Below are 14792 nucleotides of genomic sequence, written 5' to 3'. Positions count from 1 at the left end.
CGCCGGGTCACCCCAGGGCGCGCCACTTCTCGTCGAGCGCGATCTCCTTGATCTGCCGCATCGTCAGCGGGGGCAGCGGGCGGCTTGCGTCCTGCCCCTGTCCGGGCGCGTTGAACGCGGTGACCACCACACGGAGACCGTCGGGCCGCAGCGTGTCGACGGTCCAGCCGACGGCTCCCGCACCGCCCTTCTGGTCGGGGTCGGCCTCCTGCTGCTCCATGACCTTCGTACCGTCGGGCAGGGTCGTGGCGCCGTTGAAGTACGAGGCCATGTCCTTGCCCATGTCCTGCTGCACATTGATCTGGACGAAGCTGCGGCCCTTGCCGTCGTCGGCGACGACGAAGCCGTACTCCCCCTCGCCGCCCTTCTCGCTCACCCGCAGAGCCTCGGGCAGCAACTCCGCCAGGGTCCGGGCCACGACGTCCCCGGACGGCGAACCGGGCTGCGGCTGCGCCGGCGGCGCATCGCCTGCCTCCGCACGGAACTCCGCCATGAGCGGCCGCCACGAGGCGTCCGTGACAAGGGACTTCATGCGGTCCGCCGACAGCGGCGGCTCCGGACGGGTGGTCGCGGCGTCCTTCTCCGCAGGGGCGTTGTACTCGCTCGCGTCGACGAGAACGCCGTCGGGCGTGACCAGGCCGGCCCGCCACTGCTTCGCCCCCTTGTCCCTGTCGTACACGAAGCCCTGCAGCAGCATGTACCGCGAGCCGTCGGCGAGCGTCTCGGCCTTGCAGGAGTCGTGGTCGACAAGGGCCTTCGACGGGCAGGTGACGAACCCGTTCCCGCCCTCCCCCTCCGGTTCGACCCTGTTCAGGCTGAGCGAGATCTGCGCCGCGCCCTTCCCGTCGTCGAGGACGACGGAGGCGTACGGCATCGACCCCTTGCCGTCCTTGGTGCTGCCGCGGCCGCCCTCCTTGACGACGTCACCGGCGGGCAGCAGCGCCTTGAGCGTGCTGATCATCCGCTCCGCGGTGACCGCGCCGTCGGTCATCTCGAGGCCTCGATCGGCGGGCTCGTCCACGGAGGCCACGGATCCCTTCCCGCCGTCGTCGCCGGAACGGAACACATCGGTCGCGAACGTGCCGGCAAGGCCCACCGCCGCCAGGGCCAGCACGCTTCCGGCCACGGTGGCCCGGCGCCGGGCCACCGTGCGGCGGCCACGGGTCAGGCCGCCCTCGACCAGCGCGGGGCGGTCCGCCGGGCGGATGGTGTCGCCGGTGCGATGCAGCGCATCGCCGAGCTCGTCCTCGAAAGGCATGGGGAACCACACTCTCTGATCGACTGGTACGAAATAGTCCTCGGGGCGGGCGCGCGCCGGTGCCCGGCGTGCCCCCGTGCGCTCAGCGGGCAGCGAACTCCACCAGGCTGCCGCCCAGTTGCTCACGGAGCCTGGCGAGCGCCCGCACCGCTCTGGTGCGTACGGCTGCCGAGCTCACGTTCATCACGTCCGCCGTCTCCTCGATGCTGCGGTCCTCCCAGTACCGCAGCACCACCACCGCACGGTCCTTCGGCGAGAGCCGTCCGAGCGCGCCGAGCAGGGCGATGCGCAGCTCGGGGTCGTCGCCGGAGAGCAGTGCGGAGTCGGGCAGTTCACCGATGGGACGCTCGGTGGCGGACCGCCGGCGCCTGTGGGTGAGGAAGGAGCGGACGAGCACGGTGTGGGCGTAGCCCGCCGGGTTGTCGATGCGGGAGACGCGCCCCCACAGCACATACATCCGGCCGAGCGTCTCCTGCACCAGATCCTCGGCGAGATGGGTGTCGCCACTGGTGAGCAGGCATGCGGAGCGGTAGAGATGCGCGGCCCGGACGGCCGCGAACTCTCTGTACTCCTCCGCTCTGGAGGCCTTCATTCCGTTCCCACTCCCCCTCGTCGCCTTGCCCTTCACCTCATTGACGCGGCGGCACGGGGGAAATGTTTCAGATGCCGTCCGCGAACCGGTGGTCGTCCTGCGGCTGCCGTTGCCGGGGCATTGCGCCGACCGGCGACGCGGCCGGCGAGGAACAGGCCGCGGGCGGGTCGTCCGCGGACGGCTGCTGCGTGGCGCTCAGCAGTTCGCGCAGTTCGGCGAGCGTCTTCTCATGGGCTCCGCCGAACGCCTCGAGGGTCGCCACCGCCGCCCGCCACTCCTCCCGCGCCCCTTCCGGGCAGCCCGCGGCGTGCAGCAGCAGCCCCCGCTGGTGCCTGGCCAGTCCCACCATCTGCCCGTCGGCGCGCGCCTCCGCCCGCTCCAGCAACCGGGCGCACTCCGCCTCCGCCTCCTGGTTGCGCCCCAGGCTGCGCAGAGCCCTGACGAGGCCAACGCGTCCCTGGGACTCGCCGTGCCAGGGGCCGTCGTCGCCCAGGATGCGCAGGCACTGCTCGAAGTGGTTCATGGCGGCGGCCGGTTCGCCGAGGGTGAGATGGGCGTAGCCGATGTTGCAGTGCGAGGTCTGTACGAGCACCTCGGCGCCGAGCCGGCCACCGATCTCCAGCGCCCGTTCGTGACAGCCGATGGCGGCCCGGGCGTCCGTGTGCTCGTAGAGATTGCCCAGCGCGATGAGGATGACGCCCTCGGAGTAGGCGTCGTCGAAACGGTGGACGAGCGCCAGACTCTCCTCCAGCACCTGTGCCGCCTCCTCGTAGCGGCCCATCGCCTCCAGGAGCAGGCCCTGATTGCCGAGGCTGCGCTGCACGCGGCGGTCCTGTCCGAGCGCGCGCCAGGCCCTGAGGGCCTCCTCGTTGAACGGCAGGGCCTGTTCGGGTCGGCCGCTGAGGAAGTGCAGGCCCGCCAGATCGCCCAGTGCGTTCGCCTCGGACTCGGCGTCGGCGTGGGCACGGGCGGCCTCCAGCGCCAGCTTGCTGACGACGGAGAGCTCCTGGAGCCTGCCCCGGTGGCGCAGCACGGTGGACCAGGCGCGGACGAGCAACGGGACGGTCCGGAAGTGGGACGCGTAGCGCTCGGTCAGCGCGACGACGTTCGCCACTTCCAGATCGCTCCAGGCGAGGGCCTCGTCCCCACTGGAGAAAGGTTCCGCCTTGCCGATGGGCTCCGGCAGCCGCAGCTCCGTGTCCGAGCCGATCGGGGACAGCGCCAGCGCCGCCTGCCGCGCCCGCTCGCCGTACCAGCTCAGTACGCGCTCCACGGCCCTGTCCGTATTACCCTCCCGGTCCGCCAGTTCGCGCGCGAAGTCCCGTACGAGGTCGTGCGGCACGAAGCGGCCGTACGACACCTCCTGGAGCAGCGCCACATCGGCCAGCCGGTCCAGGGCGTCCGCCGCCCTGCCCTCGTCGGCGTCCATCATGCGGGCCACGGCCGGAGCACCGTACTCGGGCAGATCCACCGCGCCGAGACGGCGCAGCGCGAGCGCCGCGTCCGGGTCCAGCCCGTCGTGGGCGACGGCGAGCGAACCACGCACGCTCAGATCGTCGTAGTCGAGATGGTCGAGCCGGCCGGCCTCGGCGTCCAGCAGCCCGGCGAGCACCTCCGGCGTCAGCGCCCTGCGTGCGGCAAGACGAGCACCGACGACGCGCAGGGCGAGCGGCAGCCGTCCGCACAACTCGACGAGCCGGTCCAGCGGTTCGTCCGGCCCCCGGCCCGACACGGCGCGCACGAGCTGCTCGCTGGCCCCCGCACTCAGCGGCTCGAGCGGGAAACGCGCGGCCCCGTCCAGTGCGGTCAGCGGGGAACGGCTCGTGACGATCACCGCACAGCCGCTGCCCGCCGGCAGCAGCGGGCGCACCTGGGCCGCGGAGGCGGCGTCGTCGAGGACCAACAGTGTCCGTGTCGGGGCCAGGACGGAACGCAGCAGCGTGGTCGCGGCATCCGGCGCCTGCGGCACCTGCCGCGGATCGACGCCGAGGTCCCTCAGCAGGGCGGCGAGCGCCTGGGGCGCGTCCAGGGGGGTCATGCCGGGCGTCGCCCCGTGCAGATTGAGGTAGAGCTGCCCGTCGGGGAAGTCGTCACGCAGCGCATGCGCGACATGGGCGGCGAGCGCGGACTTGCCGACCCCCGCCATCCCGGAGACGACGGCCATCGCGCCGCCTTCCGTCTTGATCAACGCCCCGCACAGACCGAGGACCGTGTCGTCGCGGCCCGTGAAGTGCACCGGTGCGGGCGGAAGTTGGGCGGGGAGCGGCTCCCGGGACGCGGACACGCCGGTACCCCCGGCCTGACCACCCCGGACGGGCCGGGCTGCCGCGGCCTCCGTCACCGGCCCGCGCAGCACCTCCTCGTGCGCCTCACGGACGGACGGGCCCGGGTCGACCCCCAGCTCCTCCACCAGGGTGCGGCGCAGCGAGCGGAACACGTCGAGTGCCTCCGCCTGCCGCCCCGTACGGTGCAGCACCAGCATGAGCTGCCGGTGGAACGCCTCGCGCAGCGGGAACTCCGCCACCAGCGCCGCCAGTTCCGGCGCCAGACCGTCATGCCGCCCCAGCCCGAGCTCGGCGTCGTAACGCCACTCCAGGAGCAGCAGCCGTGACTCCCGCAAGCGCCGGACGAGCGCCGGCTCGGCCTCGTCGTGGCCGTACACCCCGGCCAGCGGGCTGCCGCGCCACAGCACCAGCGCCTCCTGCGCGGCGGCCACGACCGCGTGCCAGTCGCCCCGGCCGTACGCGGCACGGGCCGTGCGGACACCTTCGTCGAACACATCGGCGTCCAGCTCGCCGGGCGCCACCCGCAGCACGTACCCGGGCGCCACCGCTCGCAGGCGCCCCTCCTCGGCGAGGATGCGGCGCAGCCGTGTCACGTGATTGTGCAGCGAGGCGTGTGCGGAGGCGGGCGGCTCGTCACCCCACAGTGCGGCCTTCAGCTCGTCGACGGGGACGACCTTGTTCGGCCGCAGCAACAGCGTGGCCAGCAGCGCCCGGAGCTTGGCGCTGCCCAGGTGGTGCGCCTCTCCCGCGGCGTCGTGGACGGTGGGCGCACCGAGGAGGCCGAACCGCATCCTGTGCCTCCCCTGCGTGAGCTTCGGCCTCATGTTAGCGATCTGTTGGAGGCGGCTGTTTGGATGAGGTCATCGGATCCGGCCCGCTGGTGCTCGGCGTGGGGAAGCCACACTCGGGGGAGTGTCGCCGCCGCGGCCGGATTCGCGGACAGAGAGAGCCCCGGTCCCTCGGGTGCCGGGGCTCTCGTCCGTTCGCTTCTCCTCGGCTCCGGACCGGTGCCGTGCGCGGCCGTCCGTCCGTCCGGAGCCGCCGTGCTCAGCCGCCCACGTACTCCCGCAGATGCCGCGCGGTCAGCGTGTCCCCCTTCGCGACCAGTTCCGCCGGGGAGCCTGTGAAGACGACCTGGCCGCCGTCGTGACCGGCGCCCGGACCGAGGTCGATCAGCCAGTCGGCGTGGGCCATCACCGCCTGGTGGTGCTCGATGACGATCACGGTGTTGCCCGCGTCGACGAGCCGGTCGAGCAGCCCGAGCAGCTGGTCCACATCCGCCAGGTGCAGTCCGGTGGTCGGCTCGTCCAGCACATAGGTCGCCGCCTTCTCCGCCATGTGGATCGCCAGCTTGATCCGCTGCCGCTCGCCGCCGGACAGGGTGTTCAGCGGCTGGCCGAGACGCAGATAGCCGAGGCCCACGTCGCGCAGCCGGCCGAGGATGGTCCGCGACTGACCGGTGGTGAAGAAGTCGTACGCCTCCGCCACCGACATGCCCAGCACGTCGCTGATGTTCTTGCCGCGCAGCGTGTATCCCAGCACCTCGGGCGTGAACCGCTTGCCCTCGCACTCCTCGCACACGGAAGCCACCCCCGCCATCATCGCGAGGTCGGTGTAGACGAGGCCGAGCCCGTTGCACTTCGGGCAGGCGCCCTCCGAATTGGCGCTGAACAGCGCCGCCTTGACGCCGTTCTCCTTGGCGAAGGCGGTGCGGATCGGGCTCAGCAGGCCCGTGTACGTCGCCGGGTTGGACCGCCGCGAGCCGCGGATCGGCGACTGGTCGGCGACCACGACACCGTCGCGGCCGGGCAGGCTGCCGTGGATCAGCGAACTCTTGCCGGAACCGGCGACACCTGTGACGACGGTCAGCACCCCGAGCGGGATGTCGACGCTCACATCCCGCAGATTGTGCCGATCCGCGCCCTTGATGGAGAGCTGTCCGCGCGGCTCGCGCACCGTGTCGCGCAGTCGCGCCCGGTGCCCCAGATGCCGGCCGGTCAGCGTCCCCGAGGCCCGCAGCCCCGGCAGGTCGCCGCTGAAGCAGATCCGTCCGCCGTCGGTGCCCGCGCCGGGGCCGAGGTCGACGACATGGTCGGCGATCGCGATCACCTCGGGCTTGTGCTCCACGACGAGCACGGTGTTGCCCTTGTCGCGCAACCGCAGCAGCAGGTCGTTCATCCGCTGGATGTCGTGCGGATGCAGCCCGATGGTCGGCTCGTCGAAGACATAGGTGACATCGGTCAGGCTGGAGCCGAGATGCCGCACCATCTTCACGCGCTGCGCCTCACCCCCGGACAGCGTGCCGGCCGGGCGGTCCAGGCTCAGATAACCGAGACCGATCTCGACGAGCGAGTCCAGCAGATCACGCAGACCGGCCAGCAGCGGCGCGACGCCCGGATCGCCGATCCGCCGCACGAACTCGGCGAGGTCGCTGATCTGCATCGCCGAACACTCGGCGATGTTCACCCCGTCGATCCTCGAGGACAGGGCGGCGGCCGTCAGCCGCGTCCCTTCGCACTCGGGGCACTCGCCGAAGACGACGGCGCGGTCGACGAAGGCCCGGATATGGGACTGCATCGCGTCCCTGTCCTTGGTCAGCATGGTCCGCTGGACCTTCAGGACCAGGCCCTCGTAGGTGAAGTTGTTGCTGCCCACCTTCACCTTGACCTGGGGCTTGTGGAGGAAGTCCGCCCACTCCTGCTCGGTGAAGTCCCTGAGCTTCTTGTCGGGATCGTAGAAGCCGGAGTTGGCCATGATCTGCCAGTACCAGGAGTCCACGGCGAAGTTGGGCACGGTTATCGCGCCCTCGTTCAGCGATTTGTCCCGGTCCACCAGCTGGTCGATGTCGATGTCCGAGAGCTGGCCGACGCCCTCGCAGCGCGGGCACATGCCCTCGGGCAGGTTGAAACTGAAGGCGCCGGACGTGCCGACGTGCGGGACGCCGAGCCGCGAGAAGACGATGCGCAGCATCGTGTACGCATCGGTGGCGGTACCCACGGTGGAACGGGAGTTGGCGCCCATCCGCTCCTGGTCGACCACGATCGCTGCGCTCAGATTGTGCAGGGCGTCGACGTCGGGCCGGCCGAGGCTCGGCATGAACGACTGGATGAAGGCGGTGTACGTTTCGTTGATCAGCCGCTGGGACTCGGCGGCGATCGTCCCGAAGACGAGAGAGGACTTCCCCGAGCCGGACACACCGGTGAAGACGGTGAGCCGCCGCTTGGGGATGTCGAGCGAAACGTCGTCCAGGTTGTTCTCGCGCGCACCGCGCACTTGGATCACATGATGGCTGTCGGCCGGCGTCGTCATGGGCCCGACGGTAACCAATCCCACTGACAGCCGGGCGCTCGATGCGACGCTGCCGCCCTCACCAGGTGCGCGACGAACAGCAGGTCCCGCGAGCGGAAGTACCTGGCCCCGTCGTCCTGCCACGCGGGCGGCCGCATGCGCAGTTCCAACCTTTCGACGCACGAGGCGAGTTCCTCGCCCCCGCCCGCCTCCGGCCCCGATACAGGTCGCGGCCAGCCGGTCCATGACGGCTGCCTCCACGTCGGCCGCCCAGTCCCCATCGAGAGCTTGCGCCGCCAGTACGCCAGGGCGGGCAGCGCGGCCTCCCGCCGGGCGCCGTACCAGTACGCGGGACCCTGCGGATTCGGATCCCCGGGCCGCGGCGTCCGCATGCCCTGCCGCTTGGCGTGCGCCCGTGCCGTCCCGTAGGCCCGCACGTCCGCCTGCCACAGCGCCCGACTGGCCTCGATGACCTCCAGGGCACGCAGCAGCGCCGCCTCTTTCTTGCGGAACGGCCCGGCCTTCGCCTCCAGACAGCCGACAGTCGCCTGGAAGCCGATCGGCCGGTACAGCTGCACGCACGAGCGCAGGGACACGTACCGGTGCCCGTACGGCAGCGAGGTGTCACGCACCTTGCGCGCGAAGTTGTTGAATCCCACCCGGCCCCCTCCTCCCCAGCAGCGGCTCAGGGCAGCAGTTCCAGCGGCTCGTACTGGTGCGGCCTGCCGCCCGACCACTCCACCCACGTCGGGTCCTCCAGCACCACGTCCCCCGCCTCCCCCGCGCGGCGCACCAGCTCCAGGACCTCGCGGTCCGAGTGGGCGAGGCCCATGATCCTTCCGCGCACGGTGACGCGCCGGCCGCCCGAGGGCGAGATCCGGTGGACGACGATCGGCGGGTTCCCGGCCATACCTCCAGCGTGCAGCGCATGCCGCGCCCATGCCAAGCCGTTTCCCACAGCCCATGGAGCGATCCCGGTGCCTCCGCGGGGGCGGCGGTCGGCAGGAGCCCGTTGTCCCGGGCCGGGCCGGACCGGCCTCCGCGTACCGTTGACACACCTGATCCCCGTTGCTTTGATGTGCGGAAAGCGCTTTCCAGCCGTCGGTCGACCTTGGAGCGTCAGGTGCATCTCTCGCGTCGCACCCTGCTGGCCCTGCTCCCCGCGGCGACCGTGCTGCCGCTCGCGGCACCGTCGGCGCAGGCCGCACCACCACCTGGCCCGTCCGCCGCCGATCCCGAGGTGCTGCTCCGCAACACCGTCGCGCTTTTCGCCGGGACCGACGCGTCCAACGCACGGCCGGAGGTCCGGTCCAAACTGGCCTCCATCGAGTCCACCGCCCGCTCCCGGCTGGCGGCGATGGACAGCGCCGGACAGGGCGAACTCTTCGCGGACGTCCCCCTCGGCAGCAGCGATCCCAACCTCAACAGGACCTTCCAGTACCTGTACGAGATCGCCCTCGCCACCCGCACCCCCGGTCCCGCCCCGTCCGACCTCCGCGGCAACCGGGCGGTCCAGCGCCGCGTCATCGACGCCCTGGCCCAACTCCACGACACGTATTACGGCGACCAGTCGAAGGGCTACTACGGCAACTGGTTCACCTGGGAGATCGGCATCTCCTCCCATGTCAGCAGGATCCTCGTCCTCCTCGGCGACGAACTCGCCGCGCACCGCCCGGACCTCGCCGCCACGTACACCGCCTCGATGGACGCCTACCTCCGCAACGGCAAGGACGGCGACGTCGATCTCGACTCCCGCTTCCACACGGGCGCCAACCTCGCCGACATCACGACGAACCGGATCCTCCAGGGCGCCGCCCTCGGCGACGACGCCCGCATCCGCAAGGCGGTCGCGGACCAGCTCACCGTCTTCGCGACGATCGACCCGTACGACCTCCGGCACGGCGTCACCGACGGCTTCTACGCGGACGGTTCCTTCATCCAGCACGCCTCCGTCGCCTACACCGGCTCCTACGGCAAGGGCCTGCTGACCCGCGTGGTCCAGACCGTCAAGATCCTCGACGGCACCGGCTACGCCCCCGGCGGCGACCTCGTCGGCACCGTCCGCCGCTGGGTGACCGAAGGGTTCGCCCCGGTCGTCTTCGAGGGCTGGATGATGGAGATCGTCAAGGGCCGCGGGGTGTCCCGGACCACGAGTGGATACACCGACGTGTCCGCGGTCGTCGAGGCCGTCGTCGACCTCTCCGCCCACACCTCCGGCCCCGACGCCGACGCCCTTGCCGCCTACGTGAAATACGTGCGCGACTCCTCGAAGACCCCCCTGAACCCCTCGGGTTTCGTCTCCCCCGTCAGCATCGCCCGCTACGCGGACATCCTCGCCTCACCCGTCTCCGCGAAGGACCTCGTGCCCGCGGCACACCACGCCTCCTTCAACGCCATGGACAGGACCGTCCACCGGCGCCCGGGTTACGCCTTCGCCCTCTCCCGCAGCTCCGCCCGGATCAGCAAGTACGAGTACATGAGCGGCGAGAACCTGATGCCCTGGTTCCAGGGCGACGGCGCCCACTGTCTCTACCTGTCGGGCGAGGACCAGTCCGAGGCCTTCGGCGTCGACTACTACACCGCCGTCTCCCCCTACCGCCTCGCCGGAGTCACCGCCCCCGCGGAATCCCGCCGTACGGTCCCCGAGCTCTACGGCACGCTCTGGTACGACAACCCCGGGCGCGGCTTCACCGCGTCGTCCGAGTCCCAGAACACGTACGTCTACTTCCCCCGTTCCACCAACACCACGTCCGGCGGCGCCCGCCTCGGCGCCTACGGCGCGGCCGCGATGGTGCTGGCGGACGACGTCCCGTACACGGCGCAGCAGTCCGGCTCCCTCCCCGAGGACTTCGTCGCCTACCGCAGCGCCCGCGCCACGAAGTCGTGGTTCATGCTCGACGACGAGATCGTGGTGCTTGCGGCGGGCGTCGGCGATCCCGCGGGCCGCGGGGTGACGACGACGCTCGACGCCCGGATCGCGGACCCGGCGGACCCCGTCACCCTCACCGGGTCCCTCCGCGACGGCACCCCCGCGCAGGCCACCGGCACCGCCCCGCTGTCCTGGCTGCACTACGCGAACGCCGCCCGGAGCACCGCCGTCGGCTACCTCTTCCTCGCCGGCCCCGCCCCCACCGCCTCCCTCTCCACGGTCACCCGCAGCCTCCGGACCGTCCGCCAGTCCAACCCGGACACCCCGGTGACCAAGCAGGTCTTCACTCTCTGCATCGGCCGGCCGCCGGCCCGCCCGCCGGCCTCGATGGCCTACGCGCTGGTCCCGAACGCCACGACGCGCCGCCTTCGCTCCTACGCTCACGGCCCCCTGGCCGTCCTCACCAATACGACCCGCGTACAAGCCGTGAAACACACCCGTCTCGGCCTCGTCGCGGCGAACACCTTCACCCCGGGCACCCACCACGCCGAACGCCTCTCGATCGAGGGCCCGGCCTCGGTGATCGTGCGCAGGACCCCCGACGACGTCACCTCGATCGCGGTGTCCGACCCCACGATGCTGCGGGACACGATCTCGGTCACCCTCCACGGCCGGCCGCTGCGCGCGGTCTCGACGGACGAAGGCGTCCGTGTGCGCCGGATCCCGGGCGGCACCCGGGTGGAGGTCACGACGCACCAGGCGTACGGACGGAGCCTGGGAGCGCAGCTGCGATAACGCAGTCGGCACCTGGACCACTTGCCTCGCGGCGCGGCAGCACTTAGCCTCACGAGGACGTACCGACCAGTAGGTATGGCTGCGCGCCGCCCCCGGAGCGACGTGCTTCCCGGCTGCCCGCGCCGCGCGCCGGATTCGCCACCCACAGCCAAGGAGCCGCGAGGATGAGCCGCACCAACCATCAGATGCGCCTGGCCGCACGCCCCGTGGGGCAGCCCCGGCCCACCGACTGGGAGCACGTCGAGGAGCCCGTGGCCGAGCCGGCCGACGGCGAGATACTCGTGCAGGTCCGCTACCTGTCGATCGACCCGGCCATGCGCGGCTGGATGAACGCCGCCAAGTCCTACATCCGGCCGGTAGAGATCGGCGAAGTGATGCGCGCCGGCGCGGTGGGCCGGGTCATCGCCTCCCGCCACCCCGACTTCGCGGTCGGGGACCATGTGTCGGGCTCGTTCGGCGTCCAGGAGTACTGCCTGTCGGATGGGCGCGGAGTCACCAAGGTCGACCCGTCCCTGGCGCCGCTGCCCGTGTACCTCGGCACGCTCGGCATGTCGGGCATGACCGCCTACTTCGGCCTCCTCGACATCGGACGTCCGCAGCCGGGTCAGACGGTCGTGGTCTCCGGAGCGGCAGGCGCGGTCGGCAGTGTGGTCGGGCAGATCGCCAAGCTCCAGGGCTGCCGGGTCATCGGCATCGCCGGCGGCGAGAGCAAGTGCCGGACGGTGACGGAGGAGTTCGGGTTCGACGCCGCGATCGACTACCGGACGGAGGACGTGCGCAAGGCCCTTCGCCACCACGCCCCCGACGGCGTGGACGTCTACTTCGACAACGTCGGCGGCGACATCCTGGACGCGGTGCTGACGCGGCTGGCACGCGGCGCACGCATCGTGATCTGCGGCGCGATCTCCCAGTACAACAACACCGAGCCGGTTCAGGGCCCGAGCAACTACCTCTCGCTGCTCGTCAGCCGCGCCACGATGACGGGCATGGTCGTCTTCGACTACGCCGACCGGTATCCCGAGGGCGTCGCGCAGCTCGCCGAGTGGCTCGCCGCGGGCAAGCTGCGGTCGCTCGAGGACGTGGTACCCGGCGGAGTGGCGGCGTTCCCCGAGACTCTGCTGCGGCTGTTCCGCGGCGAGAATCTCGGCAAGCTCGTCCTCGAAATCCCGGACGGGCAGGGCGAGTGACCGCCATGGAGCTCAAGGACGCAGGTGTCGTCGTCACCGGTGCCGGGTCCGGCATCGGCGCGGCACTCGCCCGCCGGTTCGCCGCCGCAGGTGCCCGCGTCGTGGTCAACGACCTGGACGACGCGGCGGCGGCACGAGTGGCCGCCGAAGTCGACGGACTCGCCGTGGCGGGCGACGCCGGCGCGGAGGAGAACGTGGCCGCCCTGGTGACGGCGGCGCGCGCCCACCTCGGCGAGATCGACCTGTTCTGCGCGAACGCGGGCATCGAGCCCGGCGGCGGGGTGCACACCCCGGAGGACGTGTGGGACAACGCCTGGCAGGTGAACGTCATGGGCCATGTGCGGGCGGCCCGCCACCTGATCGGACCGTGGCTGGAACGGGGCCGCGGCCACTTCCTGACGACGGTCTCCGCGGCCGGACTGCTCACCCACCTCGAATCCGCCTCGTACTCGGTCTCCAAGCACGGCGCCCTGGCCTTCGCGGAGTGGCTCTCGGCCACCCACGGCGACAAGGGCATCACCGTGCAGGTCGTGTGCCCGATGGGCGTGCGCACGCAGATGTACGAGAAGACGGGCGCAGCCGCCAAGGAGGTCCTCGCGGGCGCCGTTCTCGAACCCGAGCAGGTCGCCGACGAGGTCATGGCGGGACTCGCGGACGGGCGGTTCCTGATCCTCCCCCACCCGGAAGTACGCGAGCACTACGCGTTCCGCGCGACGGACACCGACCGCTGGCTCCGCGGGATGCGCCACCTGCGCCGCCGCATCGACGAGGCGGCGCACGGCCGGACCTGATCCGCCGGAAGACGACGCCGAAGGGGCCGGGAGGTGTCAACCTCCCGGCCCCTTCCACGCGTGGGCGCCGGTCCGGCGCCCGTGCCGTCTCACGGGCCGTGGTGCCAGGCGTTTTCGCGCCCGCCCTGGGCACGTCATCCGCCCGCGGCGCTCTCGGCCTCCCAGCGCAGCAGGTCGCCCGGCTGGCACTTGAGCACCTCGCAGAGCGCGGCGAGCGTCGCGAAGCGCACCGCCTTGGCGCGGCCGTTCTTGAGTACCGCCAGGTTGGCGGGCGTGATCCCTACGCGGTCCGCGAGCTCGCCCACGGACATCTTCCGCCGGGCCAGCATCACGTCGATGTCGACGGCGATCGGCATCAGATCACCTCGTCCAACTCGGCCTGCATCTGCGCCGCTTCGACGTCGCGCGCGACGGCCTGGGCGAGCAGCATCCGCAGCACGAGCACGATGAGCGCGACCCCCAGGATGGCCAGGCCAACCCCGCCCATGATGACGGTGACGCCCGGGTCGTCCCGCTGGCCCGGCGCATTGATGGCGGTGACCGCGAACCACAACAGGGCAGCCGCCACGATTGCGCCGATCACGAAGTCCACGTACCGGAAGGCGGCGTGGGAGAACACGGTTCCACGTCGCACCATCGTCACCAGCCGCCATACGCAGACCAGGGCGACCTGGGCCGACGCCATACCCAGGATCGTGATCACGCGCAGCGGGGTCAGCGGGAGCGACCCGTCCTCCGGGTCGGTGGCCAACGCCCACACCATCCCTGCCTGTACGAACACGGTGCCGGCGAGCACCACCGCGAGCACGGCGCGCAGCGCCCGCACTGTCAGCTTTCCCACGACCCAACCTTCCATCGAGTTGCGATGGAAATCTATCGAACATCGATAGGTGAAGCAATGGCTGGGGCGGAGGGTGGGCGGCGGTTTCGCACCGTGACGGGACGTCTCCGCCCCCTCCCATGGCATGGCGTTCGCACGAACCGCCTTGATCTTGTCGAAGTCGGCCTCGCTCGAGCATGAATCGGACGCCGCCCGACTACGCCGAAGCCCTGGGCACCGGCTACCGAGAATCACCAACGAAACGCAGGCTTGGGGGTGCTCAGACGACTTCCTGGGTAGCGACCGATCCGGTGCTGAGAAGGCGCCTGGCTGTTGATGGAGTCCGGGCCACCTGACCTGGTTGCCCTGGCTCCATGAGCGTCATGAATCCGGCGCCTCCTCCTCCGCCGCCGCCTGCGGCGATGAGGCGGGGGTCGGTGTCGGTGTCGCCGGTCAGTTCACAATCGGGAGCGGTCGACATGCAGGTGCGGACGTCGCTGGAGCCACCCCCCGCGCCACCTGCCGAGGGAAGCTCTCCGCCGTGTGCTACGCCGCCTGCTCCGCCGCCGGTGTTGACGTTGACGTAAAGGGTGGGGGTGCTTGGCGGGATGGTGACGGTGCCGGTGACGGTGGAACCGATACCGGTCTCACCGCCGTCGGGTCCGTCCTGGCCTGCGGCTCCGGTTGCGGTGACGTCCAGTTGGGTGACGCCGGGCGGGACGTTGAAGGTGTGATCCGCGCCGGGGTCGTCAAAGGTGCACGTGACCGTGGTGCCAACGGTCTCGCAGTCGCCCTGGGCGTGGGCAGTTCCGGGCAGCGCCAACTGGGCGGCACCGGCGGCAATCACCGCGATGGCTGTGGCCAGCGCCCGCCTCCGGCGCCCTGCTGTGTCGGCCGCACGGCAACG

The 14792-nt window shown here is 71.3% G+C and carries 12 protein-coding genes; 3 read left to right on the top strand and 9 right to left on the bottom strand.

Features of this window, described 5'->3' with window-relative positions; translation table 11 throughout:
- Window positions 1-7 precede the first annotated feature (7 nt).
- From AC067Z_RS21445 to AC067Z_RS21420, 6 genes are all read right to left on the bottom strand, one after another.
- On the bottom strand, window positions 8-1258 hold the full coding sequence (locus AC067Z_RS21445; RefSeq protein ID WP_478791152.1) for a hypothetical protein: 1251 nt from the start codon (window positions 1256-1258) through the stop codon (window positions 8-10).
- 82 nt (window positions 1259-1340) lie between these two features.
- Window positions 1341-1850, bottom strand: coding sequence for a SigE family RNA polymerase sigma factor (locus AC067Z_RS21440; protein WP_478791151.1), 510 nt, complete (start codon window positions 1848-1850; stop codon window positions 1341-1343).
- 67 nt (window positions 1851-1917) lie between these two features.
- Window positions 1918-4926: an AfsR/SARP family transcriptional regulator gene (locus AC067Z_RS21435; protein WP_478791150.1), complete on the bottom strand. Its 3009-nt coding sequence runs from the start codon at window positions 4924-4926 to the stop codon at window positions 1918-1920.
- Window positions 4927-5182: 256 nt separating this feature from the next.
- The gene (locus tag AC067Z_RS21430) at window positions 5183-7444 is read right to left on the bottom strand and encodes an ATP-binding cassette domain-containing protein (RefSeq protein WP_478791149.1); all 2262 of its coding nucleotides are present in this window, start codon (window positions 7442-7444) and stop codon (window positions 5183-5185) included.
- A complete protein-coding gene (locus AC067Z_RS21425) occupies window positions 7441-8082 on the bottom strand; it encodes a hypothetical protein (RefSeq protein ID WP_478791148.1) in 642 nt (213 codons plus the stop codon). Before AC067Z_RS21425 ends, AC067Z_RS21430 begins: the two co-directional genes overlap by 4 nt.
- A 26-nt stretch (window positions 8083-8108) precedes the next feature.
- Entirely contained in the window at window positions 8109-8333 is a 225-nt protein-coding gene (locus AC067Z_RS21420; protein WP_478791147.1) for a hypothetical protein, read from the bottom strand.
- A 213-nt stretch (window positions 8334-8546) separates the two neighbouring features.
- Here AC067Z_RS21420 and AC067Z_RS21415 point away from each other — a divergent pair, with 213 nt between their 5' ends.
- The 3 genes from AC067Z_RS21415 to AC067Z_RS21405 all read left to right on the top strand — a co-directional run bounded on the left by AC067Z_RS21415 (window position 8547) and on the right by AC067Z_RS21405 (window position 13065).
- Window positions 8547-11087: a polysaccharide lyase family 8 super-sandwich domain-containing protein gene (locus AC067Z_RS21415; RefSeq protein WP_478791146.1), complete on the top strand. Its 2541-nt coding sequence runs from the start codon at window positions 8547-8549 to the stop codon at window positions 11085-11087.
- Window positions 11088-11251: 164 nt separating this feature from the next.
- Window positions 11252-12274, top strand: coding sequence for an NADP-dependent oxidoreductase (locus tag AC067Z_RS21410; protein WP_478791145.1), 1023 nt, complete (start codon window positions 11252-11254; stop codon window positions 12272-12274).
- Entirely contained in the window at window positions 12271-13065 is a 795-nt protein-coding gene (locus AC067Z_RS21405) for an SDR family NAD(P)-dependent oxidoreductase (RefSeq protein WP_478791144.1), read from the top strand. Before AC067Z_RS21410 ends, AC067Z_RS21405 begins: the two co-directional genes overlap by 4 nt.
- A gap of 134 nt (window positions 13066-13199) precedes the next feature.
- On the opposite strand, the gene AC067Z_RS21400 is transcribed toward AC067Z_RS21405, so the two are convergent.
- The 3 genes from AC067Z_RS21400 to AC067Z_RS21390 all read right to left on the bottom strand — a co-directional run bounded on the left by AC067Z_RS21400 (window position 13200) and on the right by AC067Z_RS21390 (window position 14732).
- Complete coding sequence (locus AC067Z_RS21400) at window positions 13200-13421, bottom strand: helix-turn-helix domain-containing protein (RefSeq protein WP_478791143.1); 222 nt, start codon at window positions 13419-13421, stop codon at window positions 13200-13202.
- Window positions 13421-13906 carry a DUF2975 domain-containing protein gene (locus AC067Z_RS21395; RefSeq protein ID WP_478791142.1) on the bottom strand — a complete coding sequence of 162 codons (486 nt, stop codon included), beginning with the start codon at window positions 13904-13906 and terminating at the stop codon, window positions 13421-13423. The genes AC067Z_RS21400 and AC067Z_RS21395 overlap by 1 nt, the downstream gene beginning before the upstream one ends.
- Before the next feature lie 259 nt (window positions 13907-14165).
- Window positions 14166-14732 (bottom strand): hypothetical protein, encoded by a 567-nt coding sequence (locus AC067Z_RS21390; RefSeq protein WP_478791141.1) that lies wholly within the window; start codon window positions 14730-14732, stop codon window positions 14166-14168.
- Between the last annotated feature and the right edge of the window lie 60 nt (window positions 14733-14792).

This window comes from Streptomyces sp. NPDC043812 (assembly GCF_056436245.1).
This window is presented reverse-complemented; position numbering and strand designations above follow the sequence as displayed.